Raw genomic sequence first — 26,999 nt, forward strand, 5'->3', positions numbered from 1 at the left:
CCGCTATGGCCTATCTCATATCGGACCATGTCGGACAGGAATAAAGGCCGATCCCGAGCCGGCGAGGACGCGGAAGAGCCCCTGCCCGGCGAACCGGACAGGGGCCCTTCACGTACCACCAGCTGACGCCGACTCAGTCACTCAGCGCGGTGAGCGCTCAGCTCTGGCCGCCCGCGAGCTTCTCGCGCAGCGCGGCGAGAGCCTCGTCGGTCGCCAGGGCGCCCGAGGTCTCCTCGCTGCTGGACGAGTACGAGCCACCGGACAGCGCGGCGGCACCGGCACCCGCACCGGCCTCAGGAGCAGCGCCCTCACCGGCGGCCGCAGCCTCGGCGTCGGCCTCGCGGCTCTTGATGACCTGGGCCTGGTGCTGCTCGAAGCGGGTCTGCGCCTCGGCGTACTGGCGCTCCCACTCCTCACGCTGCTTCTCGAAGCCGGGCAGCCAGTCGTTCGCCTCGGGGTCGAAGCCCTCCGGGTAGATGTAGTTGCCGGCGTCGTCGTACGAGGCAGCCATGCCGTACAGGGTCGGGTCGAACTCGACCGAGGCCGGGTCGGCACCGAGGGACTCGTTGGCCTGCTTCAGCGAGAGGCTGATGCGACGACGCTCGAGGTCGATGTCGATGACCTTGACGAAGATCTCGTCGCCGACCTGGACGACCTGCTCCGGGATCTCCACGTGGCGCTCGGCCAGCTCGGAGATGTGGACCAGACCCTCGATGCCCTCGTCCACGCGGACGAACGCACCGAACGGAACCAGCTTGGTGACCTTGCCGGGGACGACCTGGCCGATCTGGTGCGTCCGGGCGAACTGCTGCCACGGGTCCTCCTGGGTCGCCTTCAGCGACAGGGAGACGCGCTCGCGGTCCATGTCAACGTCGAGAACCTCGACGGTGACCTCCTGGCCGACCTCGACGACCTCGGACGGGTGGTCGATGTGCTTCCAGGACAGCTCGGAGACGTGCACCAGGCCGTCGACGCCACCCAGGTCCACGAAGGCACCGAAGTTGACGATGGAGGAGACGACGCCGGAGCGCACCTGGCCCTTCTGGAGGGTGGTGAGGAAGGTCTGGCGGACCTCGCTCTGGGTCTGCTCCAGCCAGGCACGGCGGGACAGGACCACGTTGTTGCGGTTCTTGTCCAGCTCGATGATCTTGGCCTCGAGCTCCTTGCCCACGTAGGGCTGGAGGTCGCGGACACGACGCATCTCGACCAGCGAGGCCGGCAGGAAGCCACGGAGGCCGATGTCGAGGATGAGACCACCCTTGACGACCTCGATGACGGTACCGGTGACGATGCCGTCCTCTTCCTTGATCTTCTCGATCGTGCCCCAGGCGCGCTCGTACTGAGCACGCTTCTTGGACAGGATGAGACGACCCTCCTTGTCCTCCTTCTGGAGAACCAGGGCCTCGATGCTGTCACCGACCTTGACCACGTCGTGCGGGTCGACGTCGTGCTTGATGGACAGCTCGCGGGACGGGATGACGCCCTCGGTCTTGTAACCGATGTCGAGGAGAACCTCGTCACGGTCGACCTTGACGATGATGCCGTCGACGATGTCGCCATCGTTGAAGTACTTGATGGTCTCGTCGATCGCCGCGAGGAACGCCTCTGCGTCGCCGATGTCGTTGACCGCCACCTGCGGGGTGGTGCGGGCCTCGATGCTGCTGGTCGTCATTAGGAAAAGGGCTCCGGTACGGACATGAAGTCGTAGGTACTACTACGCCGGGGACCCGTGATCGCTCCACCAAGGACCAGACAGGCCTCATCCGGTGTATCGCCGCTTTCCGGATCAGCTCTGGAAAGTCGATACCCCGGGTAAATGTCTGTGGGGTCTTCAACAGATGCGAGCGCGACCTGCTCCGTCCGAGGCGCGCAGGCCCGCAGCGCAACTTGTAGCATACGGGGACAGCCATGCACGGTCAATGCCTGATGCCGCAGTGCGGGAGAGCCCCCTACCAACCGCAACCAACCGGTTCAAACGGGACAAGACGCCACACGGCCGACATGCAGAAACCGACCTCAACGGCCGCCTCCGACGCTACTCAGCCAAGGTTACGCTACCCGCGAGATGAACGAGCACACCACGGCCCCCGAGCCCATCGACGACACCGCCGACGACGACGCCGACGCGGTCCGCCGCGACGCCGGCACCACCGAGAGCAGCCACGCCAACCGCCACTGGTGGGACCGCAACGCCGACGAGTACCAGGACGAACACGGCCCCTTCCTCGGCGACACCCGCTTCACCTGGTGCCCCGAAGGACTCGACGAGGCCGACGCCGGGCTCCTCGGCGATCCCGCCCGGTTGCGCGGCCGACGCATCCTGGAGATCGGCGCCGGCGCCGCCCAGTGCTCCCGCTGGCTCGCCGAGCAGGGCGCCCTCCCGGTCGCCCTCGACCTCTCCCACCGGCAGCTCCAGCACAGCCTCCGGATCGACCAGGACCTCGACCGCACCCCGGTCCCCCTGGTCCAGGCCGACGCCACCGTCCTGCCCTTCGCCGACGGCAGCTTCGACGACGCCTGCTCCGCCTACGGAGCCGTGCCCTTCGCCGCCGACACCGCACGGCTGATGCGCGAGGTCCACCGGGTCCTCCGGCCCGGCGGACGCTGGGTCTTCTCGGTCACCCACCCGATCCGCTGGGCCTTCCCCGACGAACCCGGACCCGAGGGACTCACCGCGCTCTCCTCCTACTTCGACCGCACCCCCTACGTCGAGGAGGACGAGCAGGGCCGTGCCGTCTACGTGGAGCACCACCGCACCCTCGGCGACCGGATCCGCGAACTCGACGCCGCCGGCTTCCGGCTGACCGACCTCGTCGAACCCGAGTGGCCCGAGGGGCTCACCCAGGAATGGGGCGGCTGGAGCCCGCTGCGCGGGCGCCACCTACCCGGTACCGCGATCTTCGTCGCCGTCCGCGACTGACCCCACTGCACGGCGGCCCCGCCGCACAGCAGCCCCGCCGCACGGCGGCCCCTTCGGCGGGCCGCCGCAGCCGTCGGCGCCCGGCGGGTCAGTGCGCGGCGACCTCCCAGTTCAGGCCCACACCCACCGAGACGTCCAGCGGCGCCCGCAGCGGATACGCCCCCGCCATCTCCCGGCGGACCAGCTCCTCCACCCGCTCGCGCTCACCCGGCGCGACCTCCAGCACCACTTCGTCATGGACCTGGAGCAGCATCCGCGACTCCAGCCCCTCGGCCGTCAGCGCCCCGTCCACCCGCAGCATCGCGATCTTCACGATGTCCGCCGCCGAACCCTGGATCGGCGCGTTCAGCGCCATCCGCTCCGCCATCTCCCGACGCTGCCGGTTGTCACTGGTCAGGTCCGGCAGATAACGGCGCCGACCCAGCACCGTCTCCGTGTAGCCGGTCACCCGGGCCTCGTCCACCACCCGGCGCAGGTAGTCCCGCACCCCGCCGAACCGCTCGAAGTAGGTGTCCATCAGCCGGCGGGCCTCGCCCGCCTCGATGCCCAGCTGCCCCGACAGGCCGAACGCCGACAACCCGTACGCCAGGCCGTACGACATCGCCTTGATCTTGCGGCGCATCTCCGCGTCGACCTCGCCCGGCGTCACCCCGAAGACCTGCGAACCGACCGTCGTGTGCAGGTCCTCACCGCTCGCGAACGCCGCCAGCAGCGCCTCGTCCTCCGACAGGTGCGCCATGATCCGCAACTCGATCTGGCTGTAGTCCGCCGTCAGCAGCGACTCGAACCCCGGACCGACCACGAAGGCCCGGCGGATCATCCGGCCCTCCTCCGTCCGCACCGGAATGTTCTGCAGATTCGGGTCCGTGGACGACAACCGGCCCGTCGCCGCCACCATCTGATTGAACGTCGTATGGATCCGGCCGTCCGCCGCGACCGTCTTGATCAGGCCCTCGACCGTCGTCCGCAGCCGCGTCTGGTCCCGGTGCCGCAGCAGGATCACCGGCAGCTCGTGATCGGTCTGCGTCGCCAGCCAGGTCAGCGCGTCCGCGTCGGTGGTGTAACCCGTCTTGATCTTCTTCGTCTTCGGCAGCGCCAGCTCGCCGAAGAGGACCTCCTGCAACTGCTTCGGCGACCCCAGGTTGAAGTCCCGGCCCACCGCCGTGTGCGCCTCCTTCACCGCCTGCTGCACCGCCGCGCCGAACTGGACCTCCAGCTGCGTCAACCACTCCAGATCCGCCGCGATCCCCGACCGCTCCATCCGCGCCAGCAGCGCCGCGATCGGCAGCTCCAGCTCACGCAGCAGCTCCAGCGCGCCGTCCTTGGCCAGCCGCTCGTCGAAGACCTCGGACAGGTCCAGCACCGTCCGCGCCTGCACCATCAGCGCCTGCGCCGCCGCCAGGGCCTCGTCCTGGGCGTCCTCACCGAACGCCAACTGCCCGCTGTCCACCGCCGTCGACGCGTCCAACTGCCGACCCAGGTACTCCTCCGCCAGCACATCGAGACCGAAGGTCCGCCGCCCCGGCTTCTCCAGGTACGCCGCCAGCGCGGTGTCCGCCACCACCCCGTCGATCACCCAGCCGTGCTCCGCGAACGCCCGCTGCACCTGCTTGGCGATGTGCAGCGCCTTCGGCCGCTCCGGATCCGCCAGCCAGCCCGCGAACGCGACCTCGTCGACCTCCGCCAGCGACGCCGGATCGACCCACGCCGCCGGACCGCCCTCGACCGCCAGCGCGACCGCCGACACCCGGCCCTCACCACGGGCCCACTGGTAGTCGCCCATCAACCCGGTCCGCCCGGCGCCCGAACCGTGCTCCGCCAGCCAGGCCGCCAACGCGCCCTCCGCCGACAGCAGTTCACCCTCGATCTCGACACCCCCGGTCGGCGGCGCCGGCGTCTCACCGATCGCGTCACCGGTCCCCGGGTCCACCGCGAACAGGCGGTCCCGCAGCGCCTGGTTCCGGAACTCCAGCGCGTCCAGCAGCACCACCGCCGCCTCCCGGTCGTACGGCCGGCGCGCCAGCTCCTCCACCCCCAGCGGCAGCTCGACGTCCCGGACCAGCTCCGTCAGCTCACGGTTCAGCTTCACCCCGTCCAGACCGGCCCGGAGCTTCTCGCCGATCTTGCCCTTCACCTCGTCGGCGTGCTCCACCAGCTCCCTGAAGGAGCCGTACTGGGAGATCCACTTCGCCGCGGTCTTCTCCCCCACCCCGGGAATGCCGGGCAGGTTGTCCGACGGGTCACCGCGCAGCGCCGCCAGGTCCGGATACTGGGCCGGCGTCACCCCGTACTTCTCGAACACCTTCTCCGGCGTGTAGCGCGTCATCTCCGACACGCCCTTCGTCGGGTAGAGGACCGTCACGTCCTCCGTCACCAGCTGCAGCGCGTCCCGGTCGCCGGTGAGGATCAGCACCTCGAAGCCCTCGGCCGCCGCCCGCGTCGCCAGCGTCGCGATGATGTCGTCCGCCTCGAACTCCGCCAGCCGCAGGTGCGGCACCCGCATCGTGTCGAGCAGCTCGCTCACCAGCTCCACCTGGCCCCGGAACTCCTCCGGCGAAGCCGAACGCGTCGCCTTGTACTCCGGGTAGATCCCCGCCCGGAAGGTCTTCCTGGACACGTCGAACGCCACCGCGAAGTGCGAGGGGGACTCGTCCCGCAGGATGTTCGCCACCATCGACGCGAACCCGTACACCGCATTGGTCGGCTGACCCGTGGACGTGGCGAAGTTCTCGGCCGGGAACGCATAGAACGCCCGATAGGCCATCGAATGGCCGTCCAGCAGCAACAGCCGAGGCCGCCCCGCGCCGCTCTTACCCGTACCAGCCATAACCGCCACCGCTCCCGCCGCCTCGTACCGGAACTCGTACCGCAATCCGTGCCGAGCCCACCTGCCGAACGAAATCCTATGGCCCACCACCGACAGCCGAGCTCCCCCACACCGACCCCGCCGAACCCGCGCCGTACGATCACAGGGATCACCCCGGTCGACCCGACCGACCCCACCACCAGCACCACCGCCGGCACCGCCGGCACCGCCAACGCGACACGAAGACGCGACACGAAGACGCGACACGACGACGCGACACGACGACGAAGCCAGGGAGCACAGCAGCATGTCCGAGCAGCAGTCAGCGCCCCACCCGAAGCTCAACCTCCCCCAGGACGTCATCGACCACTTCGCCCGCCTCGGCGTCGAGCCCAGCGTCTTCTCCGGCGGCGAACTCGGCGAGCGCATGGGCATCCAGGTGGTCGAGGCATCCCCCGAACGAGTCGTCGGCACCATGCCCGTCTCCGGCAACCAGCAGCCCTACGGCCTGCTCCACGGCGGCGCCTCCGCCGCCCTCGCCGAGACCCTCGGCTCCGTCGGCGCCATGCTCCACGCCGGCCCCGGCCGGTACGCGGTCGGCGTCGACCTCAACGCCACCCACCACCGCTCCGCCACCTCCGGCCTGGTCACCGGCGTCGCCACCGCCGTCTTCCGCGGCCGGACCGCCGCCACCTACGAGATCGCCATCACCGACGACCAGGGCCGCCGGATCACCAGCTGCCGCCTGACCTGCATGCTCCGCGACACCTGAGCACCACCGGGGCCCCGACCCCGACCGAGGTGATCGGAGCGGGTGCGGGCGCGCGAGGTTTGTCCCGCGCCCGCACCGGGCATCGCACGCCCCAGCAGAACCCCACACCCAGGGGGGCGCGACGACCCGCCAGGGGGTGCGATGATCCGCAACACCGAACCCCCCGACCCCATCGGCCACATAGGCCCCATCGAGCTCACCGCACAGTCGAGCACGCCCACCCCCACCAGCACCTACATCGACGAATCCGGCCGCACCGCCGCCGAACGCCGCATCAGCGCCTGGTGGCACACCATCCCCCCGCTGCGCCGCCGCACCGGGACAGCACTGGTCTGCCTGGTCGCCGCCACCCTCTTCGTCGTCGAGGTGATGTCCATCCCGCCCTCCGACGGCTCCGGCACCACAGCGCCGCAGCCGTGGCCGGCCCAGGTCACCGACATCGAATTCGCCGGCACCACCGCCGCCACCACCCAACAGGCCGACCAGTTCACCATCGAACTCACCGTCACCGACACCGACACCCGTCCGGTGACCGTCCTCGCCATCTCCCAGCCCTACGCCGCCCTCACCACCGTGCTGCTGCCGGCCCCGCCCATCGCGCTGTACCCGCAGGCCGTGCAGGACGTCGCGCTCCAGGCCACCGTCCGCAGCTGCGCCGGCCTCCCGGCGATGGACCAACTGCCCTACGTCACCGTCACCGTCGCCAACGCGGTCGGGGTCCAGACCCAGAGCGAAGTCCTCGGCCCCAGCTACGCCTACGCCCTCCACGACGCGCTGCTGGCCGCCTGCGACGGCGTCCTCGGCCCCGGACACGGCGCGGCCCCGCCGCGCTGAGCGCGACGGGGCCGTGACCCGTGACCCGTGAGCCGTGAGCCGTGAGCCGTGGGGTGCAGCCGTCAGGACTCCGCGTCCGCGTCGGCAGCCACGCCCTTCTTCTTGGCGTCCTGGGCCGCGCCCTCCTCGATGACCGCCTCGGCGACGGCCTTCATGGTCATCCGGCGGTCCATCGAGGTCTTCTGGATCCAGCGGAACGCGGCCGGCTCGGTCAGCCCGAACTTGGTCTGCAGCACGCTCTTCGCCCGGTCGACGAGCTTGCGGGTGTCCAGCCGCAGGCTGAGGTCGGCGATCTCCTCCTCCAGCGCGCGCATCTCGCTGTAGCGGGAGACCGCCATCTCGATGGCCGGCACCAGGTCGCTCTTGTTGAACGGCTTCACGATGTAGGCCATCGCCCCGGCGTCCCGGGCCCGGTCGACCAGCTCGCGCTGCGAGAAGGCGGTGAGCATCAGCGTCGGCGCGATGTGCGCCTCGTGGATCTGCTCGGCGGCGGAGAGTCCGTCCAGGATGGGCATCTTCACATCGAGGATCACCAGGTCGGGACGCAGCTCGGTGGCGAGCTTCACCGCCTCGGCGCCGTCCCCGGCCTCACCGACCACGGTGTAGCCCTCTTCCTCCAGCATCTCCTTCAGGTCGAGGCGGATCAGCGCCTCGTCCTCGGCGATGACCACGCGGGTCGTCGTCGGCGGGACGTGCTGCTCGTGCTGCTCGTCGGCGGCGGTCACGGGGCTCCTCGGTGGACGCGGGGGTTGCGTGCACGAGCCTACCCAGCTGCACGAAGCACGGGGAACAGGATATGGTTCTCATCGCAGCCCGGCCGGGTTGGTGGAATGGCATACACACGGTTCTCAAACAACCGCGCCGAAAGGCTTGCGGGTTCGAATCCCGCACCCGGCACTCACCTTGGATTCGAAGGTGCGACGCATCGGACGGGGCGGCGTGGATCACGCCTCCCGCTCCAGTGCGGTTCCACAATGTGGACCATACCCTTGAGAGTGCTCTCAAAGCTCGGCCCGTTGACGTGATTCACGCAAACGGATGGCCGCTCGACCGTTCGTACCCGTCAGCACCCCCCAGCTGACGATCCTGGGCCCATGAACTGGCCCCTGGAAACCCGCCGCCGAGCCGTGACCGCCTGCCGGGCCGGCCGGCCCTACCCCGAGACCGCCGAGAAGCTCGGCGTGCCGCGAGGAACGGTCAGCTACTGGGCGCACATGGACCGGCTCCGCCGGGGCGAGCCGTCCCCGCTGCGCCCCTCGGCCTGCCCGAAGTGCGACGGCCTGCCGCTCGACCACGCCGCGTACTCCTACCTGCTCGGGCTCTACCTGGGCGACGGACACATCGTCAACAAGCCGAAACAGCAGCACCTCTCCCTCTACTGCTGCGACGGCTGGCCCGGCCTGCTGGACGAGGCGGAGGCGGCGATGCTCGCCGTCCTGCCCGGATACAACACCGGGCGTCGACAGAAGACGGGCTGCACGGAGCTCAAGTCCTACACGAAGCACTGGACCTGTCTCTTCCCGCAGCACGGTCCGGGCATGAAGCACACCCGCCGGATAGCCCTGGAGCCGTGGCAGCAGACCATCGCCGACGAGCATCCGTGGCCACTGGTGCGTGGCCTCATCCACTCCGACGGCTCCAGGGTCATCAACTGGACCACTCGTCAACTGACCACCGGCCCCAGACGCTACGAGTACGCGCGCTACTTCTTCACCAACAAGTCGGCGGACATCAGGAACATCTTCACGGACGCCCTGGACCAGGTCACCGTCGAATGGAAGCAGGCGAACGCCTGGAACATCTCCGTCGCCCGCAAGGCGTCGGTCGCGCTCATGGACGAGCACGTCGGGCCGAAGTACTGACGTCGGGTCGGCCGTTTCGTGCAGTGATGGTCATTCAATAGTCCAGCCCGTTGCCGGGATCGGCCCCAGCGTGCGGGCCCAGCGGTCGGAGCTGGGGCGATGCGTACGGCCGTGCGGGCGCGCCCGTGCTGGTGAATCTGCGGGTGCGGCCGCATGAAGCGGCTGCCGGGGGCGCATGGATTCGGCGTCGGCAGCTTTTGGCGAGGGTTATCCGCTCCGTTTCCCGGGCGGCTCTCGGTTCTGCCCTGAGATTCTCGAGAGGCGCTTCCCATGGCACCAACTGGTCAGTTGTCCCCACCGAGCTCGTCCGGTCGGAGCCTGCGGCGGGAGATCGGCCTCATCGGGTTGATGTGGGCGTCGGTCGGTTCGATCATCGGCTCGGGGTGGTTGTTCGGGGCGCAGAAGGCCGTGGTGGTGGCCGGGCCGGCCGCCCTGATCTCCTGGGGGATCGGGGCGGTGGCGATCATCCTGCTGGCCCTGGTCCATGCGGAGCTGGGCGGGATGTTCCCGGTGGCGGGTGGGACGGCGCGGTATCCGCACTACACCTTCGGCGGTCTGGCGGGGATGTCGTTCGGCTGGTTCTCCTGGCTGCAGGCGGCGACGGTGGCGCCGATCGAGGTGCAGGCGATGATCGGGTACGCGCGGCACTGGTCGTGGGCGGACGGGTTCCAGAGTGCGGACGGGACGCTGACCGGCTCGGGCCTCGTGGTCGCGGTGATCCTGATGGTGGTGTTCGTGGCGGTGAACTTCCTGGGGGTGCGGCTGCTGGCGCGGACCAACAGCGCGGCGACCTGGTGGAAGATCGCGATCCCGCTGTTGACGATCTTCGTCCTGGCGCTCACCCACTTCCACGGCAGCAACTTCTCGTCGAAGGGGTTCGCGCCGTTCGGGGCGAAGGGCATCCTGGCGGCGATCAGCACCAGCGGCATCATCTTCGCGCTGCTGGGCTTCGAGCAGGCGATCCAGCTGTCGGGCGAGAGCCGGAACCCGAAGCGGGACATCCCGTTGGCGGTGCTGGGCTCGGTCGGCATCGGTTCGACGATCTACATCGCGCTGCAGGTGGTCTACATCGCGGCGATGCCCCAGGCAGCGTTCGCGCACGGCTGGGGGAATCTGACGTACAAGGGGATCAGCGGGCCGTTCGCGGGGCTGGCGACCGTCATCGGTCTGGGCTGGCTGGCGTGGATCCTGTACCTGGACGCGATCATCTCGCCGGCCGGGACCGGGCTGATCTACACGACCTCGACCTCGCGCATCTCGTACGGGCTGAGCCGGAACGGCTACGCGCCGCAGCTGTTCGAGCAGACGGACCGGCGCGGGGTGCCGTGGTTCGGTCTGATCATCTCGTTCGTGACCGGGGTGCTGTGCTTCCTGCCGTTCCCGAGCTGGCAGCAGCTGGTCAGCTTCATCACCTCGGCGAGCGTGCTGATGTACGCGGGTGCGCCGCTGGCGTACGGGGTGCTGCGGCTCCGGCTGCCGGAGCGTGAGCGGCCGTACCGGCTGCCGGCCGGGGGGGTCATCTCCCCGCTGTCGTTCGTGGTGGCGAGCCTGATCATCTACTGGGCCGGCTGGGACACGCTGTGGCGGCTGGGGGTCGCGATCGTCATCGGCTACGTCCTGCTGGGGTCGTACGCCTGGTACGCCAAGGCGAAGGGGCAGTCGAACGCCCCGGACCTGAACTGGCGGGCGGCGCAGTGGCTGCCGGTGTACCTGGTCGGCATGGGGGTCATCTCCTGGCAGGGCGACTTCTGTGCGACGGCGGGCTGCGGGGCGACCGGGCGGCTGCCGTTGTGGTGGGACATCGGGGTGATCTCGGTGTTCGCGCTGGCGGTCTACTACTGGGCGCTGGCGGTGGGTCTGCGGGCGGAGGAGATCGAGCGGAACATCGAGGACGTCGAGGTCGTCGACGAGGGCGGCCACTGACCCCGCCGGTGCGGCGGCGCAGCGGTTGACCGCAGGTCAGTTGGGTTGGGGTGGACCGTCGGTGACGGTCGGGTCCGGCCGGTGGCGGGTGCACCGGCCGGACTTCCGTGTGCAACGGGGCCGGGGAATGGGTACGGCGCGTGCCACCCCGCGCCTGCGGACAGGTGGGTGCAGGTCGGTCCAGGTGGCGGGGAAACGCCTGATAGGGAGCATTCCCGCGCGCTATACCCGGTCGTGCGGCGGCGTCAATACTCGTGCGCCCGGAATAAAAGCTCAAATTATCCTCAAGTAACGAATTGAGTACGACCAGGACACTGAACGTGCAGCCAGCGGCCTTGTGCGGTCCGGGGTATGGCGTCAAGGCGGCGTCAGGAGGTGTGCGGGAGATTTCGCTGTGTTACGGGAGTGAAAAGCCTGCGCTGATACGAACCTATTCAGCTTCAGCATCTATGCATGAGGCTTATCTGCCCCTAACCTGGGGCAACTCTCAACCTCCTGTCCCCACATTTCGAGAGGTACTACCTCCATGGCTTCCACAGGACAGCTGTCTCCACCCGGAACTCCGAGCCGGAGCCTCAAGCGTCAGATCGGCATCATCGGTCTCACCTGGGCCTCAGTCGGTTCCATCATCGGCTCCGGCTGGCTGTACGGCGCGAAGAACGCCCTGGTGGCGGCAGGCCCCGCCGCGATCATCTCCTGGGGCATCGGCGCGGTCGCGATCATCCTGCTCGCGCTGGTCCACGCCGAGCTCGGCGGCATGTTCCCGGTCTCCGGCGGCACCGCCCGCTACCCGCACTACGCCTTCGGCGGCATAGCCGGCATGTCCTTCGGCTGGTTCTCCTGGCTGCAGGCAGCTTCGGTCGCGCCGATCGAGGTCGAGGCGATGATCGGCTACGCGGGCCACTGGTCCTTCGCCACCAGTTGGGAGAAGGCCAACGGCACCCTGACGACGACCGGCATCATCGTCGCGGTCCTGCTGATGGCGGTCTTCGTGGCGGTGAACTTCCTCGGCGTGCGGATGCTGGCCCATACGAACAGCGCCGCTACCTGGTGGAAGATCGGCGTTCCGCTCTTCGCGATCTTCGTCCTGGCCGTGACCCACTTCCACGGCGGCAACTTCACGGCCGGTGGCGGCTTCGCGCCGTTCGGCGCCAAGGGCATCCTGGCGGCGGTCAGCACCAGCGGCATCATCTTCGCGCTGCTGGGCTTCGAGCAGGCCATCCAGCTGTCCGGTGAGAGCTCGAACCCGAAGAAGGACATCCCCCGCGCGGTCATCGGCTCGGTGCTCATCGGTGCCGTCATCTACATGCTGCTGCAGGTCGTCTACATCGGCGCGCTGCCGACCGCCTCCTTCGCGCACGGCTGGGCGAACCTGGCGTACAAGGGCATCAACGGTCCGTTCGCCGGCCTCGCCACCGTGATCGGCCTCGGCTGGCTGGCGGCCATCCTGTACATCGACGCGGTGATCTCCCCCGGTGGCACCGGCCTGATCTACGTCACCTCCACCTCCCGCATCTCCTACGGGCTGAGCCGCAACGGCTACACCCCGCAGGCGCTGGAGCGCACCAATGACCGCGGCGTGCCGTGGGTCGGCCTGATCGTCGCCTTCGTGACCGGCATCCTCTGCTTCCTGCCGTTCCCGAGCTGGCAGCAGCTGGTGGGCTTCATCACCTCCGCCAGTGTGCTGATGTACGCGGGCGCTCCGCTCGCCTACGGGGTGCTGAGCAAGCAGCTTCCGGACCGCGAGCGTCCGTACCGCCTGCCCTTCGGCCAGGTCCTCTCCCCGCTGTCCTTCGTCGTCGCCGGTCTGATCATCTACTGGTCCGGCTGGGAGACCGTGTGGCGCCTCGGCGCGGCGATCGTCCTCGGCTACGTGCTGCTCGGCTCCTACGCCTGGTACGCGACCGCGAAGAACCTGCCGAACGCGCCTCGCCTGGAATGGAAGGCCGCGCAGTGGCTGCCGGTCTACCTCATCGGCATGGGCGTCATCTCCTGGCAGGGCGGTTTCGGCCACGGCGAGGGCAACATCGGCCTGTGGTACGACATCGGCCTCATCGCCGTCTTCTCGCTGGTCATCTACTACTGGGCCGTCGCGGTCGGCCTGCCGGCCGAGGCGATCGAGGCGAGCATCGCGGACGTCGAGGTCGTGGACGAGGCCGCGCACTGACGCCGGCCACCCCTGCCTGACCCGTTGAGCCCGACCGGTTCCCTCACCGGTCGGGCTCAGCTGTCTGCTGCGGCTCGGGCGCTGGGGTCAGCGGTCGGGGGTGGGGTCGGGGGTGGAGTCGGGAGCGGGGGGCGTGGTCGGGGAGTCGTCCTGGCCCACGTGGTGGACCCGGACCAGGTTGGTGGAGCCCTCGCGTCCGGGCGGGGAGCCGGCCGTGATCACCACCCGGTCCCCCGGCTCGCAGCGGCCGATGTCCAGCAGGGCGGCGTCGACCTGGGCGATCATCTCGTCGGTGGTGTCGACCAGCGGGCCGAGGAAGGTCTCCACCCCCCAGCTGAGCGACAACTGGCTGCGGACGGCCGGTTCGTAGGTGAAGGCCAGCACCGGGATCGGCGAGCGGTAGCGGGACAGCCGCCGCGCGGTGTCGCCGGACTGGGTGAAGGCGACCAGGTACTTGGCGTCCAGGAAGTCGCCGATCTCGGCGGCCGCCCTGGCGACCGCGCCGCCCTGGGTCCGGGGCTTGCTGCTCTCGGTGAGCGGCGGCAGGCCCCCCTCGATGATGCCCTCCTCGGCGGCGCAGACGATGCGGGCCATGGTGCGGACGGTCTCGACGGGGTACTTGCCGACGCTGGTCTCGCCGGAGAGCATGACCGCGTCCGCGCCGTCGAGGACGGCGTTGGCGACGTCGGAGGCCTCGGCCCGGGTGGGGCGCGAGGCGTTGATCATGGATTCCAGCATCTGGGTCGCCACGATCACCGGCTTGGCGTTGCGGCGGCAGAGCTTGATGGCCCGCTTCTGCACCAACGGGACCTGCTCCAGCGGCATTTCGACGCCGAGGTCGCCGCGGGCGACCATGACGCCGTCGAAGGCGTCGACGATGCTCTCCAGGGCGTCGACCGCCTGCGGCTTCTCGACCTTGGCGAGGACCGGGACGAAACGTCCCTCCTCCTCCATGATCCGGTGGACGTCCTTGATGTCCGCACCGCTGCGGACGAAGGAGAGCGCGACCATGTCGGCTCCGATGCGGAGTCCCCAGCGCAGGTCGGCGACGTCCTTGTCGCTGAGCGCGGGGACACTGACGGCCACTCCGGGAAGGTTGAGGCCCTTGTGGTCGGAGACCATGCCGCCTTCGATGACGGTGCAGGTGACGCGGTGGCCCTCGACGGCGGTGACCTCCAGGGTGACCTTGCCGTCGTCGACCAGGATGCGTTCTCCGGGGGCGACGTCCCCGCACAGTCCCTTGTAGGTGGTGCCGCAGCAGTGGCGGTCGCCGGGGACGTCCTCGGTGGAGATGGTGAACTCGTCACCGCGCTCCAGCAGGACGGGTCCCTCGGCGAAGGTCTCCAGACGGATCTTGGGGCCCTGCAGGTCGACGAGGACGCCGACACTGCGGCCTGTCTCGTCGGCGGCCTTGCGGACCCGGCGGTAGCGTTCCTCGTGCTCGGCGTAGGAGCCGTGGCTGAGGTTGAAGCGGGCCACGTCCATACCGGCGTCGACCAGGTTCTTGATCTGGTCGTACGAGTCGGTGGCGGGGCCTAGCGTACAGACGATTTTTGCTCGGCGCATGTGTCCGAGCGTAGGTCTTACCGATGAGTAGTGACGAGGCCCCCATGGGAGCCCCGATGTACAGCGGAAGAAGGGTTGTTGAACATATCGGCACAGTTCACCGGAGACCGTACAGATGAACTCCCGGCGAACTCAAGGGAATCGTGGGGCTCCTGGGTTCCTGGGCTGGTGAGGGCTGCCTAACATCAGTGGCTGACACGCTCGACGGAACAGCAGCAGGGGTGCGGAGTGACGGCAGAATCCGAGGAAGCCGAGCAGCACGAGGCGCCGGGGACGGCGGCGGTGGCGGCGGCGGAAGCGGAGCCGCAGGAGGTTCGTGACCTGCCGGATCCGCCGCTGCGCCCCGGTCGGCGGCGTCGGCCCTGGCTGCTGGCCGGCGCGGCGGTGGCCCTGGTCGCGCTCGGCGCGGGCGGACTGGCCCTTGCGCAGACGCGGCACTCCGGCGCCGCCGCCGCGCCGGTCGACGACTACACCGGCCTTCCGCACACCACGGTCCACATCTCGGCCGACGACTGCGGCGCCGGCTGGACCTCCCCGCACACCGGTCTCCAGGTCTTCGACTTCAGCAACGACGGCGCCCTGCCCGTCGACGCGTACATCGAGACCCGGCCGGCCGGCGCGGTGCTGGGCGAGGTCGAGAGCCTGGGCGTCGCCACGACCCGGCCGGTCGTGGTGCGGCTCGCGGCGGGCAGCTACGCCTTCCAGTGCCTGCCGGAGGACGGTGACGCGGTGCTCGGCCCGACGGTCAGGGTCGTCGGCAGCGGCGGCGGCAGTCCGGCGGTCGTGCCGGTGACCCAGCAGGACCTGATCCCGCCGACGATCGCCTACCAGAAGTGGGTGGCGGCGCAGCTGCCCACGCTGGTGGCGGATGTGGGGACGTTGCAGGCCGCGGTGGACCGGGGCGACCTGGGCGGTGCGCGGGCGGCCTGGCTGCCGGCGCACCTCGACTACGAGCGGCTGGGCGCGGCGTACGGGACGTTCGGGGATCTGGACGGCAGCATCAACGGCACCACCCAGGGGCTGGTGGACGGGCTGACCGATCCGGGCTTCACCGGGTTCCACCGGCTGGAGTACGGGTTGTGGAACGGCCAGTCGGCGGCCGTGCTCAAGCCGGTCGCGGCGAGGCTGGCGGCGGATGTCGCGTCGCTGCAGTCGCAGTGGCGGACCGCGCAGATGGATCCGCTGATGCTGGGGCTGCGGGCGCACGAGATCGTGGAGAACGCGATCCAGTTCGAGCTGACGGGTCGTACCGACTACGGGAGCCATTCGAACCTGGCGACGGTGCGGGCGAATCTGCAGGGGACGGCGGAGGCGTTGTCGCTGCTGCGCCCGGTCCTGGTGGGCCGGATGCCCTCGCTGCCGCAGATCGATGCGGAGATGACGGCGGCCGGCACTGAGTTGGCCTCGCTGGGTGAGGTGCCGCTGGCGTCGTTGACGATCACGCAGCGGGAGCAGTTGAACGCGGTGTTCGGTGAGCTGGTCGAGGACTTGGCGCCGGTCGCGGCGGTGTGTGATGTGCGGAGGACGTCGTGAGCGGAGTGGTCGGGGTGAACGGCGTGGAGGGCATGGCGGGCGTGGAGGGCGTGGGCCGGCGGTCGGTGCTGCGCGGGGCGTTGGCGGCGGGTGCGGTCGGGGCGGGGGCGCTGGCGTCGATGGGCGCCGCCGAGACCTCGGGTTCCCCGTCGCCCGGGGACGGCTCGGGTTCGGCGCCGTCGTACCCGTTCCACGGGGTGCACCAGTCCGGGGTGGTGACGCCCAAGCAGCGGTGTGCGGCGTTCGTGGCCTTCGATGTGACGGCCGCCGACCGGGCCGGTCTGACCGGGCTGTTCCGGACGCTGACCGAGCGGTTGCGGTTCCTGACGACGGGCGGGGTGCCGGAGCCGCTGGGGATCAGCGCGCCGCCGTCGGACTCGGGGGTGCTGGGTCCGGTGGTGGTGCCGGACGGGCTGACCGCGACGCTGGGGGTGGGCTCGTCGCTGTTCGACGGCCGGTTCGGGCTGGCGGCGCGGAAGCCGCTGCGGCTGCGGGAGATGACCTCGTTCCCGGACGACGACCTGGACCCGGACTGGTGCCAGGGCGACCTGGTGCTGCAGCTGGGGGCGGAGAACGCGGACACGGTGGCGCATGCGCTGCGTGACCTCGCCCAGCACACCCGGGGGGCGATGCAGGTGCGGTGGCGGATGGACGGCTTCTCCTCGCCGCCGCGGCCGGTGGGAACGCCGCGGAACCTGCTGGGCTTCCGGGACGGCACGGCCAACCCGGATGTGACGGACGCCCGGACCATGGACCAGGTGGTGTGGGTGGGCGCCGGTCAGGGCGAGCCGGCCTGGACGGTCGACGGTTCGTACCTGGCGCTGCGGTTGATCCGGATGCGGGTGGAGTTCTGGGACCGGGTGTCGCTGAACGAGCAGCAGCGGATGATCGGCCGTCAGCGGGACTCGGGTGCGCCGCTGGACGGCCAGGCGGAGACGGACCCGCCGAAGTACGCCCAGGATCCGTCGGGTGATGTGATTCCGCTGGACAGCCACATGCGGTTGGCGAATCCGCGGACGGCGTCGTCGGACGGGCTGCGGATGCTGCGGCGCGGGTTCAACTACGACCAGGGGACGGACAGCAACGGGAACCTGAACATGGGCCTGGTGTTCTGTGCGTTCCAGCAGGACCTGGACCGGCAGTTCGTGGCGGTCCAGAACCGGTTGGCGGGTGAGCCGCTGGTGGACTACGTCTCGCCGTACGGCGGCGGCTACTTCTTCGTGCTGCCGGGGGTGCGGGACTCGGCGGACTGGCTGGGGAGCTCGCTGCTGGCCTGAGCCGCCGACCTCGGCGGCTCCGACCTCGGCGGCTCCGGCGTGCGCGGCTCCGGCGTGCGCGGCTCCGGCGTGCCGCAGGGTGCGTTGTGCGGTGGTTTGTGAGCGGGAGTATGAGAATGTCGGCCCGGTGTTCTCATTCTCCGTTCATGCTTCCTTCATCACCCTGCGGTGCCCCGGTTGCGGCAGTGCCGGAGGATTCGGCCGTGACCCACGGGGCTGTCAGGTCCGGTGGGAGGTACGAATTCTGATCGGTCCTGCGGAGGGCTCGAATGGCTATGTTTACTGGCGTGACGCGTCGGGGGCAGCGCGTTGCCGCGCTCGTGGGGGCGGCTGCGATGATCGCGGTGGCGAGCACCTCGCCGGCCTGGGCGGGCGACCGTCCCGGACACGGCGGACACGGGCACGCAGGGCGCACCAGCACCGCGACCCCGATCAAGCACCTTGTGGTGATCTACGACGAGAACGCGTCGTTCGACCACTACTTCGGGACCTACCCGAAGGCGGCCAACACCGACGGAACGCCGTTCACGGCCGCGAAGAACACGCCGAAGAAGATCAACACCGAGGCCAACGCGGGTCTGCTGACGTCGAACCCGAACGAGTACGCGCCGAAGCGGCTGTCGGGCGCGCAGGCGATGACCTGCAGCCAGAACCACAACTACGGCCCCGAGCAGCAGGCGTACGACGGCGGCAAGGCCGACCTGTTCGTGCAGGACACCTCGCGCGACACCTGTTCGGGCGGCCTGTACGAGCAGCCGGGTCTGGCTATGGACTACTACGACGGCAACACGGTCACCGCGCTGTGGAACTACGCGCAGAACTACACGCTGGAGGACAACTCCTTCAGCGCGAACTACGGTCCGTCGACGCCGGGTGCGCTGAACCTGATCTCGGCCGACACCCACGGTGTGATCTCGGTGTCGGGCACGGGCAGCACGACCGACCCGGTGCAGACCACGACGCCGGTCAGCTCGGTCGTGAAGTCCCCGAACGCGGCCGGTGTCGGCACGATCAACGGCGACACCGACCCGGCCTTCGACGACTGCTCCAACAGCGACCACACCAGCAACGGCGCGCTGGCCGAGATGACCGGCCTGAACATCGGCGACCTGCTGAACCAGAAGAACGTCTCCTGGGGCTGGTTCCAGGGCGGCTTCACCCCGAGCACCGCCTACGCGGGTGCGGGCACGTACGCGAAGTGCGGCGGTGACACCCACGCGAACGTCGGCGGCACCCAGGAGGAGGACTACGTCCCCCACCACGACCCGTTCGAGTACTACAAGTCGACGGCCAACCCGCACCACACGCTGCCGGCCAGCCTGGCCGAGGTCGGCTACAACGGGCAGGCGAACCACCAGTACGACCTGTCGTACTTCGACCAGGCGGTCGCCGCGAACGACCTGCCGGCCGTGAGCTTCCTGAAGGCCGCCTCGTACGAGGACGGCCACCCGGGCAGCTCGGACCCGATCGACGAGCAGAACTTCCTGGTCCACGAGATCAACCAGCTGCAGAAGTCGGCGGAGTGGTCCTCGACCGCGGTCATCATCGCGTACGACGACTCGGACGGCTGGTACGACCACGTCTACCACACGCCGACCAACGGCTCGACGGACACCACCCAGGACTACGCGGCCTGCCTCGCGGCGGGTGCGTCGACCAAGACCGCCGCGGTCGACGGCTACCAGGACCGCTGCGGCCCGGGCACCCGCCAGCCGCTGCTGGTGATCTCGCCCTACTCGAAGAGCAACTACATCGACGACAAGTTCACCACCCAGGCGTCGATCACCCAGTTCATCGAGAGCAACTGGCGTACCCGCAGCATCGGTGACGGTTCGTTCGACCGCAGTGCCGGCTCGCTGTTCTCGGCCTTCGACTTCCAGCGCCCGAACGACAAGCAGGTGCTGCTGAACTCGAACGGCTCGGTGGCCTCGGTCAGCCCGATCACCCGGTTCGACAACCAGGACACGGTGCAGAGCCTGCCGGTCCAGCAGACCGCGGCGTCCTCGTCGACCTCGGACTCGCTGGCGCTCTCGGGCGCGCTGGGCGCGGGTGTGCTGGCCACGCTGGGCACCGGCTACGCGATGGCGCGCCGCAACCGCCGCCGCTTCGCGCAGGTCTGACCGCCCGGCTGCTGACGACGGCGCCGCCCGGACCCCCCTTCGCGGGGGTCCGGGCGGCGCCGTCGGCGGTTCCGGAGCCGTCGGCCGTGCGATCGGGATGCCGATGGGCTGCGGAGTTGCACCTGCGGCCGGCAGCCGCTGGAATCGGCGGATGACCGGCGACGAGACCAACCGCGTTCTGTACATCATCACCTGTGCCGCAGGGCCGGCCCCGGGGGTGGGCACGCTGATCGACCTGGCCCGGGCCGAGGGCTGGCGGGTCCACCTGATCGCGACGCCCTCGGCGGTGGCGTTCCTCGACCTCGACGCGATCGAGGCCCGGCTCGGCGGCCCGGTGTTCAGCGAGTACCGGCGGCCGGACGAAGTCAAGCGGCAGCCTCCGGCGGACGCGGCCGTCGTCGCGCCCGGCACCTACAACACCATCAACAAGTGGGCGGCGGGCATCGCCGACAACTACGCGCTGGGCACCCTCGCCGAGCTCACCGGCCAGGGCGTGCCGATCGCGCTGCTCCCCTGCGTCAACGACAACCTCGCCGCCAACCGCGTCTACGCCCGCAGCCTCGACGAACTCCGCGAGGCCGGGGTCCGCGTGCTCCGCAGCCCGCGCCAGGCCGGGGAGGGCGGCCCGCTGCTCGACGGCTTCCCCTGGCAGTCGGCACTGGACGCGGTGCGCTGAGGCCGGGCCCGGAAACGAAGCAGCACCTGCCTCTCACCTTGGTCGGGGACGAGAGGCAGGTGCCATTGTTCTCCGCGTGCGATCCGGCGGCGCTGGCGGGGACGCGGTTGTGCAGCCTTTCGGACTGCTCGCTCTACTGTGTCACACGTTCGTCACACGGTGAGCGGGCGGTCCGTCGGGCGGATCGGGGCGGGCAGCGTGGAGGCGCGCCCGGAGAGGAAGCTGTCGACCGCCTTGGCCGCGGAGCGGCCCTCGGCGATGGCCCAGACGATGAGCGACTGGCCGCGGCCGGCGTCGCCGGCCACGAAGATGCCGTCGACGTTGGTGGTGAACCGGTTGTCGCGGGCGACGTTGCCGCGCGGGTCGAGGTCCACGCCGAGCTGCTCGACCAGGCCGTTGCGGGTGTCGGTGCCGGTGAAGCCCATGGCGAGGGTGACCAGCTGGGCCGGGATGGCCCGCTCGGTGCCCGCCACCGGCTCGAACCGGCCGTCCTTGAACTCGACCTCGACCAGGTGGAGTTCCTGGACGTTGCCGTCCTCGTCGCCGGTGAAGCGGGTGGTGTTGACCGCGTAGACGCGTCCCTCCTTGCCCGCCTTCGGCGAGGAGGTTCCCTCTGCCACCTGGGCGCCGTTGCCGGCCTGCTGGAGGTAGATGGCCTCCTCGTGCGCGGAGGTGACCTTGTAGGTCATCGGCATGGTCGGCCAGGGCTGGTGGCCGGGGCGCTCGTCGCTCGGCCGGGGCATGATCTCCAGCTGGGTGACCGAGGCCGCGCCCTGGCGCAGCGCGGTGCCGAGGCAGTCGGCGCCGGTGTCGCCGCCGCCGATGACGATGACGTGCTTGCCGGCGGCGCTGATCGGCGACTCGACGTAGTCGCCCTCCTGCACCTTGTTGGACAGCGGCAGGTACTCCATCGCCTGGTGGATGCCCTTGAGCTCGCGCCCGGGGACGGGCAGGTCGCGGGCGGTGGTGGCGCCGGCGGCGATGACGACGGCGTCGAAGCGCTCGCGCAGCTGGCGGCCGGAGATGTCGACGCCGACCTCGACCCCGGTGCGGAACCGGGTGCCCTCGGCGCGCATCTGCTCGACGCGCCGGTTGACGTGGCGCTTCTCCATCTTGAACTCGGGGATCCCGTAGCGCAGCAGGCCGCCGATGCGGTCGGCGCGCTCGTAGACGACCACGGTGTGGCCGGCCCGGGTGAGCTGCTGGGCGGCGGCGAGCCCGGCCGGTCCCGAGCCGACGACGGCGACGGTCTTGCCGGAGAGGCGGTCCGGGGGCTGGGGGGCGACGCCGCCGTTGTCCCAGGCCTTGTCGATGATGGTGACCTCGACGTTCTTGATGGTCACCGGGTCCTGGTTGATGCCGAGGACGCAGGCCGACTCGCAGGGCGCGGGGCACAGCCGCCCGGTGAACTCCGGGAAGTTGTTGGTGGCGTGGAGGCGCTCGATGGCGCCTCGCCAGTCGTCCCGGTAGGCGAGGTCGTTCCACTCGGGGATGAGGTTCCCGAGCGGGCAGCCGTTGTGGCAGAACGGGATGCCGCAGTCCATGCAGCGGCCGGCCTGCTTGGTGATGATCGGCAGGAGGCTGCGTTCGACGTAGACCTCGTTCCAGTCCTTGATCCGGACCTCGACGGGGCGGCGTTCGGCGAGCTGCTTGGGCGTGCTGAGGAAGCCCTTGGGGTCAGCCATGGTTGGCAGCCTCCATCATCTTCGCGGTGGTCTCGGACTCGGAGAGCCCGTCTCGCTCGGCGGCGTCCTTGGCGGCGAGCACGGCCTTGTAGTCACGGGGCATGATCTTGGAGAAGCGGGAGAGCCCGGTTCCCCAGTCGGCGAGGAGTTCGGCGGCCACGGTGGACCCGGTCTCCTCGTAGTGCTGCTGGACGGTGTCCCGCAGCCAGCCGCGGTCGCCCGCGTCGGGGGCTTCGATGCCCACCATGCCGGTGTTGACGTTGTTGGGTCGCAGGTCGAGCACGTAGGCGATGCCGCCCGACATGCCGGCCGCGAGGTTGCGGCCGGTGGCGCCGAGGATGACGACCCGTCCGCCGGTCATGTACTCCAGGCCGTGGTCGCCCACGCCCTCGACCACCAGGGTGGCGCCGGAGTTGCGGACGGCGAAGCGCTCGCCGGCCTTGCCGCGCAGGTGGATCCGGCCCGCGGTGGCGCCGTAGCCGATGGTGTTGCCGGCGATGACGTGGTTCTGGGCGTCGGCGCCGATCGCGGCGGCCTCCCGGGAGGGACGGACCACCAGCACGCCGCCGGAGAGGCCCTTGCCGACGTAGTCGTTGGCGTCGCCCTCAAGTCGGAGGGTGATGCCGCTGGGCAGGAAGGCGCCGAAGGACTGGCCGGCGGAGCCGGTGAGGGTCACGTCGATGGTGCCCTCGGGCAGACCCGCGCCCTTGTAGCGCTTGGTGACCTCGTGGCCGAGCATGGTGCCGACGGTGCGGTTGACGTTGCGCACCGGCAGCTGGATCCGGACCGCCTCGCCGTGTTCGAGGGCCTCGGCGCTCAGCTCGATCAGCTGGTTGTCGAGGGCCTTGTCGAGCCCGTGGTCCTGCTCGGTGGTGCGGTGCAGCGACGCGCCCTCGGGCAGTTCGGGCACGTAGAGCAGCGGGGCGATGTCGAGCCCGTCGGCCTTCCAGTGCTCGACGGCCTTGGTGGCGTCGATCAGCTCGGCGTGGCCGACGGCCTCCTCGATGGTGCGGAAGCCGAGCTCGGCGAGGATCTCGCGGACCTCCTCGGCGATGAACTCGAAGAAGTTGACCACGAATTCGGGCTTGCCGCTGAAGCGCTCGCGCAGCACCGGGTTCTGGGTGGCGACGCCGACCGGGCAGGTGTCGAGGTGGCAGACCCGCATCATGATGCAGCCGGAGACGACCAGCGGCGCGGTGGCGAAGCCGAACTCCTCGGCGCCGAGCAGCGCGGCGATGACGACGTCGCGGCCGGTCTTGAGCTGGCCGTCGGTCTGCACCACGATCCGGTCGCGCAGCCCGTTGAGCAGCAGGGTCTGCTGGGTCTCGGCGAGGCCGAGCTCCCAGGGTCCGCCGGCGTGCTTGAGGCTGGTGAGCGGCGAGGCGCCGGTGCCGCCGTCGTGGCCGGAGACCAGGACCACGTCGGCGTGGGCCTTGCTGACGCCGGCCGCGACCGTGCCGACGCCGACCTCGGAGACCAGCTTCACGTGGATGCGGGCGGCCGGGTTGGCGTTCTTGAGGTCGTGGATCAGCTGGGCGAGGTCTTCGATGGAGTAGATGTCGTGGTGCGGCGGGGGCGAGATGAGGCCGACGCCGGGGGTGGAGTGGCGGGTCCTGGCGACCCAGGGGTAGACCTTGTGGCCGGGCAGCTGGCCGCCCTCGCCGGGCTTGGCGCCCTGGGCCATCTTGATCTGGATGTCGTCGGCGTTGACCAGGTACTCGCTGGTGACGCCGAAGCGGCCGGAGGCGACCTGCTTGATCGCGGAGCGGCGCTCGGGGTCGTGCAGCCGCTCGGGGTCCTCACCGCCCTCGCCGGTGTTGGACTTGCCGCCGATGCGGTTCATCGCGATGGCGAGGGTCTCGTGGGCCTCCATGGAGATGGAGCCGTAGGACATCGCGCCGGTGGAGAAGCGCTTGATGATGTCACCGACCGACTCGACCTCGTCGATGGAGATCGGGCTGCGCGCCTCGGTGTTGAACTGGAACAACCCGCGCAGCGTCATCAGCCGCTCGGACTGCTCGTTCACCCGGGCGGTGTACTGCTTGAAGATGTCGTACCGGCGGGTGCGGGTGGAGTGCTGCAGCCGGAAGACGGTGTCCGGATCGAAGAGGTGCGGCTCGCCCTCGCGGCGCCACTGGTACTCGCCGCCGATCTCCAGCCGGCGGTGGGCCGGGGAGATGCCGGAGACCGGGTAGGCCTGGGCGTGGCGGGCGGCGGTCTCCTGGGCGATCTGGTCCAGGCTGATGCCGCCGAGCTTGGTGGTGGTGCCGGTGAAGTAGCTGTCGACCAGCTCCTGCGAGAGGCCGATCGCCTCGAACACCTGCGCGCCCCGGTAGGAGGCGACGGTGGAGATGCCCATCTTCGACATGACCTTGAGCACGCCCTTGCCCAGGGCGTAGATCAGGTTGCGGATGGCCTTCTCCGGCTCGATGCCGGAGATGAAGGTGTTCTGGGTGGCCAGGTCCTCGACCGACTCCATGGCGAGGTAGGGGTTGACCGCGCCGGCGCCGTAGCCGACCAGCAGCGCGACGTGGTGGACCTCGCGGACGTCCCCGGCCTCGACGATCAGGCCGACGTGGGTGCGCTGCTTGGTGCGGATCAGGTGGTGGTGCACGGCGGCGGTGAGCAGCAGCGACGGCACCGGCGCGTGCTCGGCGTCGGAGTGCCGGTCGGAGAGGACGATGATCCGGGCGCCGTCGGCGATCGCGGCGTCGGCCTCGGCGGCGATCTCGCGCAGTCGGGCGGCGAGGGCCGCGCCGCCGCCGGAGACCTTGTAGAGGCCGGAGAGGGTGACCGCCTTGAGGCCGGGCAGGTCGCCGTCCTCGTTGATGTGGACCAGCTTGGCGAGCTCGTCGTTGTCTATCACCGGGAACGGGATGGTGACGGAGCGGCAGGACGCCGCCTCGGCCTGGAGCAGGTTGCCCTCGGGGCCGAGGTTGCTGGAGAGCGAGGTGATCAGTTCCTCGCGGATGGCGTCCAGCGGCGGGTTGGTGACCTGCGCGAAGAGCTGGGTGAAGTAGTCGAACAGCAGCCGGGGCTTCTCGGAGAGCGCGGCGATGGGCGAGTCGGTGCCCATCGAGCCGAGCGGCTCGCCGCCGCTGCGGGCCATCGGCGCGAGGATGACCCGGAGCTCCTCCTCGGTGTAGCCGAAGGTCTGCTGACGGCGGGTGACCGAGGCGTGGGTGTGGGCGATGTGCTCACGCTCGGGCAGGGCGTCGAGGGTGATCGAGCCGGCGTGCAGCCACTCCTGGTAGGGGTGTTCGGCGGCGAGCGCGGACTTGATCTCGTCGTCCTCGACGATCCGGCCCTCGGCGGTGTCGACCAGGAACATCCGGCCGGGCTGGAGCCGGCCCTTGCGGATCACCTGGTCCTGCGGGATGTCGAGGACGCCGACCTCGGAGGCGAGCACGACCAGGCCGTCCTGGGTGATCCAGTAGCGGGCCGGGCGCAGGCCGTTGCGGTCGAGGACCGCGCCGATCTGGGTGCCGTCGGAGAAGGTGACGCAGGCCGGGCCGTCCCAGGGCTCCATCAGGTTGGAGTGGAACTGGTAGAAGGCGCGGCGGGCCGGGTCCATGGTGGTGTGGTTCTCCCACGCCTCCGGGATCATCATCAGCACCGCGTGCGGCAGGCTGCGTCCGCCCAGGTGGAGCAGTTCCAGGACCTCGTCGAAGGACGCGGTGTCGGAGTGGTCCGGCGTACAGATCGGGAAGATCCGGTCCAGCCCCTCCCCCTTGCTGTTGACCGGGATCGCCTCGGTGGCCAGCCGCGACTCGCGGGCGGTCATCCAGTTGCGGTTGCCCTTGACGGTGTTGATCTCGCCGTTGTGGGCGATGAACCGGTAGGGGTGCGCCAGCGGCCAGCTGGGGAAGGTGTTGGTGGAGAAGCGGGAGTGGACCAGGCCGATCGCGGAGGTGTAGCTGCGGTCGGAGAGGTCGGGGAAGAACGGCTCCAGCTGCCCGGTGGTCAGCATCCCCTTGTAGACCAGGGTGCGTGCGGACAGCGAGGGGAAGTAGACGCCGCTCTCGCGCTCGGCGCGCTTGCGCAGCACGAACGCGACCCGGTCGAGTTCCAGGCCGGTGCGGCGGCCGGCGGCGTCGCTGACGAAGAGCTGGCGGAACCGGGGCATGACCGAGCGGGCGGTGTCGCCGAGCAGGTCGGGCGAGACCGGGACGTCGCGCCAGCCGTGGACGGTGAGGCCCTCCTCGGCGGCGATGGCCTCGATGGTGGCGACGGCGGTCGCGTCGGCGGCGTCCTCGTCCGGGAGGAAGGCGATGCCGACCGCGTAGGAGCCGACGGCGGGGAGCTCGAAGCCGACCTTGGCGCGGAGGAAGGCGTCGGGGATCTGGGTGAGGATGCCGGCGCCGTCACCGGAGTCGGGCTCGGCTCCGGTCGCGCCCCGGTGCTCCAGGTTGCGCAGGACCGTCAGCGCCTGCTCGACGATGCGGTGCTCGGCGTTGCCGGTGAGGGTGGCGACGAACCCGACACCGCAGGCGTCGTGCTCCTCGGCGGGGTTGTAGAGGCCCTGAGCAGCGGGGCGTCCGTCGGCCAGGGCCTGGTAGGGCCGGGGGGCCCGGTGAGGCTGAGCAGCAGAGTGCGGGGACGCAGGCAGCATCGGCTCTCCCGTCGTGTCGTCGTGTTCGGCATGGTCACAATTCACATGCGCATCCGGGACGACGTTGGCCCTCTGCGGTGTCGTGCAGGTTACATGATGCCCGAGATTCCACAAAGTGGATTCCTGAGTCCACCATATGGACTTAGCCCGCAGGTCAGGCCGTGTTCAGGGCCATGCTCGGCAATCCAGAAGTGCACTGCCCCGAGGTGGTCGGGCGCCGGTGCGTTGTCGCAAGTGTGCCCGAAC

The 26,999-nt window shown here is 70.0% G+C and carries 17 protein-coding genes and 1 tRNA gene; 11 read left to right on the forward strand and 7 right to left on the reverse strand.

The genetic code is table 11. The annotated features are described in order from the left end of the window. Positions 1–157: 157 nt before the first annotated feature. Positions 158–1,672, reverse strand: a complete 1,515-nt coding sequence (gene rpsA, locus BS75_RS08650) for a 30S ribosomal protein S1 (RefSeq protein ID WP_034087793.1) — start codon at positions 1,670–1,672, stop codon at positions 158–160. 393 nt (positions 1,673–2,065) lie between these two features. On the opposite strand from rpsA, the gene BS75_RS08655 reads away from it, so the two are divergent. Continuing rightward, on the forward strand, positions 2,066–2,920 hold the full coding sequence (locus BS75_RS08655) for a class I SAM-dependent methyltransferase (RefSeq protein ID WP_034087794.1): 855 nt from the start codon (positions 2,066–2,068) through the stop codon (positions 2,918–2,920). Positions 2,921–3,008: 88 nt separating this feature from the next. Here BS75_RS08655 and polA read toward each other — a convergent pair whose 3' ends face one another. Next, complete coding sequence (gene polA, locus BS75_RS08660) at positions 3,009–5,747, reverse strand: DNA polymerase I (protein ID WP_034087795.1); 2,739 nt, start codon at positions 5,745–5,747, stop codon at positions 3,009–3,011. Between the two features lie 286 nt (positions 5,748–6,033). On the opposite strand from polA, the gene BS75_RS08665 reads away from it, so the two are divergent. Next, on the forward strand, positions 6,034–6,498 hold the full coding sequence (locus BS75_RS08665; protein WP_034087796.1) for a PaaI family thioesterase: 465 nt from the start codon (positions 6,034–6,036) through the stop codon (positions 6,496–6,498). Positions 6,499–6,639: 141 nt separating this feature from the next. After that, entirely contained in the window at positions 6,640–7,332 is a 693-nt protein-coding gene (locus BS75_RS08670) for a hypothetical protein (protein ID WP_034087797.1), read from the forward strand. 62 nt (positions 7,333–7,394) lie between these two features. Here BS75_RS08670 and BS75_RS08675 read toward each other — a convergent pair whose 3' ends face one another. Beyond that, positions 7,395–8,057, reverse strand: coding sequence for an ANTAR domain-containing response regulator (locus tag BS75_RS08675; RefSeq protein ID WP_034087798.1), 663 nt, complete (start codon positions 8,055–8,057; stop codon positions 7,395–7,397). A 91-nt stretch (positions 8,058–8,148) separates the two neighbouring features. Between BS75_RS08675 and BS75_RS08680 the strand changes: the two genes are divergently transcribed. Next, positions 8,149–8,229 (forward strand) — tRNA-Leu (locus tag BS75_RS08680). 197 nt (positions 8,230–8,426) lie between these two features. Continuing rightward, positions 8,427–9,194, forward strand: coding sequence for a helix-turn-helix domain-containing protein (locus BS75_RS08685; protein ID WP_034087799.1), 768 nt, complete (start codon positions 8,427–8,429; stop codon positions 9,192–9,194). 284 nt (positions 9,195–9,478) lie between these two features. On the opposite strand, the gene BS75_RS50110 is transcribed toward BS75_RS08685, so the two are convergent. Further along, positions 9,479–9,661 carry a hypothetical protein gene (locus BS75_RS50110; RefSeq protein WP_231608249.1) on the reverse strand — a complete coding sequence of 61 codons (183 nt, stop codon included), beginning with the start codon at positions 9,659–9,661 and terminating at the stop codon, positions 9,479–9,481. Here BS75_RS50110 and BS75_RS08690 point away from each other — a divergent pair. Continuing rightward, positions 9,582–11,117 (forward strand): APC family permease, encoded by a 1,536-nt coding sequence (locus BS75_RS08690; protein ID WP_231608112.1) that lies wholly within the window; start codon positions 9,582–9,584, stop codon positions 11,115–11,117. The genes BS75_RS50110 and BS75_RS08690 overlap by 80 nt on opposite strands. Positions 11,118–11,643: 526 nt before the next feature. Then, positions 11,644–13,284 carry an APC family permease gene (locus BS75_RS08695; protein ID WP_034087801.1) on the forward strand — a complete coding sequence of 547 codons (1,641 nt, stop codon included), beginning with the start codon at positions 11,644–11,646 and terminating at the stop codon, positions 13,282–13,284. Between the two features lie 87 nt (positions 13,285–13,371). On the opposite strand, the gene pyk is transcribed toward BS75_RS08695, so the two are convergent. Then, a complete protein-coding gene (pyk, locus tag BS75_RS08700; protein ID WP_042437667.1) occupies positions 13,372–14,850 on the reverse strand; it encodes a pyruvate kinase in 1,479 nt (492 codons plus the stop codon). A gap of 228 nt (positions 14,851–15,078) precedes the next feature. On the opposite strand from pyk, the gene BS75_RS08705 reads away from it, so the two are divergent. The 4 genes from BS75_RS08705 to BS75_RS08720 all read left to right on the forward strand — a co-directional run bounded on the left by BS75_RS08705 (position 15,079) and on the right by BS75_RS08720 (position 20,456). Next, on the forward strand, positions 15,079–16,383 hold the full coding sequence (locus BS75_RS08705) for an EfeM/EfeO family lipoprotein (protein WP_231607719.1): 1,305 nt from the start codon (positions 15,079–15,081) through the stop codon (positions 16,381–16,383). A gap of 32 nt (positions 16,384–16,415) precedes the next feature. Continuing rightward, positions 16,416–17,660 (forward strand): iron uptake transporter deferrochelatase/peroxidase subunit, encoded by a 1,245-nt coding sequence (gene efeB / locus BS75_RS08710; RefSeq protein ID WP_034092663.1) that lies wholly within the window; start codon positions 16,416–16,418, stop codon positions 17,658–17,660. A gap of 275 nt (positions 17,661–17,935) precedes the next feature. Next, positions 17,936–19,780, forward strand: a complete 1,845-nt coding sequence (locus tag BS75_RS08715) for a phospholipase C (RefSeq protein ID WP_034087802.1) — start codon at positions 17,936–17,938, stop codon at positions 19,778–19,780. Positions 19,781–19,931: 151 nt separating this feature from the next. Next, positions 19,932–20,456, forward strand: a complete 525-nt coding sequence (locus tag BS75_RS08720; RefSeq protein ID WP_034087803.1) for a flavoprotein — start codon at positions 19,932–19,934, stop codon at positions 20,454–20,456. 152 nt (positions 20,457–20,608) lie between these two features. On the opposite strand, the gene BS75_RS08725 is transcribed toward BS75_RS08720, so the two are convergent. Then, positions 20,609–22,141 (reverse strand): glutamate synthase subunit beta, encoded by a 1,533-nt coding sequence (locus BS75_RS08725; protein WP_034087804.1) that lies wholly within the window; start codon positions 22,139–22,141, stop codon positions 20,609–20,611. Beyond that, positions 22,134–26,753: a glutamate synthase large subunit gene (gene gltB, locus BS75_RS08730; protein WP_081982192.1), complete on the reverse strand. Its 4,620-nt coding sequence runs from the start codon at positions 26,751–26,753 to the stop codon at positions 22,134–22,136. Before gltB ends, BS75_RS08725 begins: the two co-directional genes overlap by 8 nt. Positions 26,754–26,999: the final 246 nt, after the last annotated feature.

The sequence above is a fragment of the Streptacidiphilus albus JL83 genome (assembly GCF_000744705.1).
GTDB lineage: Bacteria > Actinomycetota > Actinomycetes > Streptomycetales > Streptomycetaceae > Streptacidiphilus > Streptacidiphilus albus.

Coding starts and splice junctions, on each gene's coding strand:
- BS75_RS08725 (WP_034087804.1), bottom strand. CDS start 22,141: ATGGCTGACCCCAAGGGCTTCCTCAGCACGCCCAAGCAGCTCGCCGAA.
- BS75_RS08670 (WP_034087797.1), top strand. CDS start 6,640: ATGATCCGCAACACCGAACCCCCCGACCCCATCGGCCACATAGGCCCC.
- rpsA (WP_034087793.1), bottom strand. CDS start 1,672: ATGACGACCAGCAGCATCGAGGCCCGCACCACCCCGCAGGTGGCGGTC.
- BS75_RS08665 (WP_034087796.1), top strand. CDS start 6,034: ATGTCCGAGCAGCAGTCAGCGCCCCACCCGAAGCTCAACCTCCCCCAG.
- polA (WP_034087795.1), bottom strand. CDS start 5,747: ATGGCTGGTACGGGTAAGAGCGGCGCGGGGCGGCCTCGGCTGTTGCTG.
- BS75_RS08655 (WP_034087794.1), top strand. CDS start 2,066: ATGAACGAGCACACCACGGCCCCCGAGCCCATCGACGACACCGCCGAC.
- BS75_RS08685 (WP_034087799.1), top strand. CDS start 8,427: ATGAACTGGCCCCTGGAAACCCGCCGCCGAGCCGTGACCGCCTGCCGG.
- gltB (WP_081982192.1), bottom strand. CDS start 26,753: ATGCTGCCTGCGTCCCCGCACTCTGCTGCTCAGCCTCACCGGGCCCCC.
- BS75_RS08720 (WP_034087803.1), top strand. CDS start 19,932: ATGACCGGCGACGAGACCAACCGCGTTCTGTACATCATCACCTGTGCC.
- BS75_RS08695 (WP_034087801.1), top strand. CDS start 11,644: ATGGCTTCCACAGGACAGCTGTCTCCACCCGGAACTCCGAGCCGGAGC.
- efeB (WP_034092663.1), top strand. CDS start 16,416: ATGGCGGGCGTGGAGGGCGTGGGCCGGCGGTCGGTGCTGCGCGGGGCG.
- BS75_RS08715 (WP_034087802.1), top strand. CDS start 17,936: ATGTTTACTGGCGTGACGCGTCGGGGGCAGCGCGTTGCCGCGCTCGTG.
- pyk (WP_042437667.1), bottom strand. CDS start 14,850: ATGCGCCGAGCAAAAATCGTCTGTACGCTAGGCCCCGCCACCGACTCG.
- BS75_RS50110 (WP_231608249.1), bottom strand. CDS start 9,661: ATGATCGCCACCGCCCCGATCCCCCAGGAGATCAGGGCGGCCGGCCCG.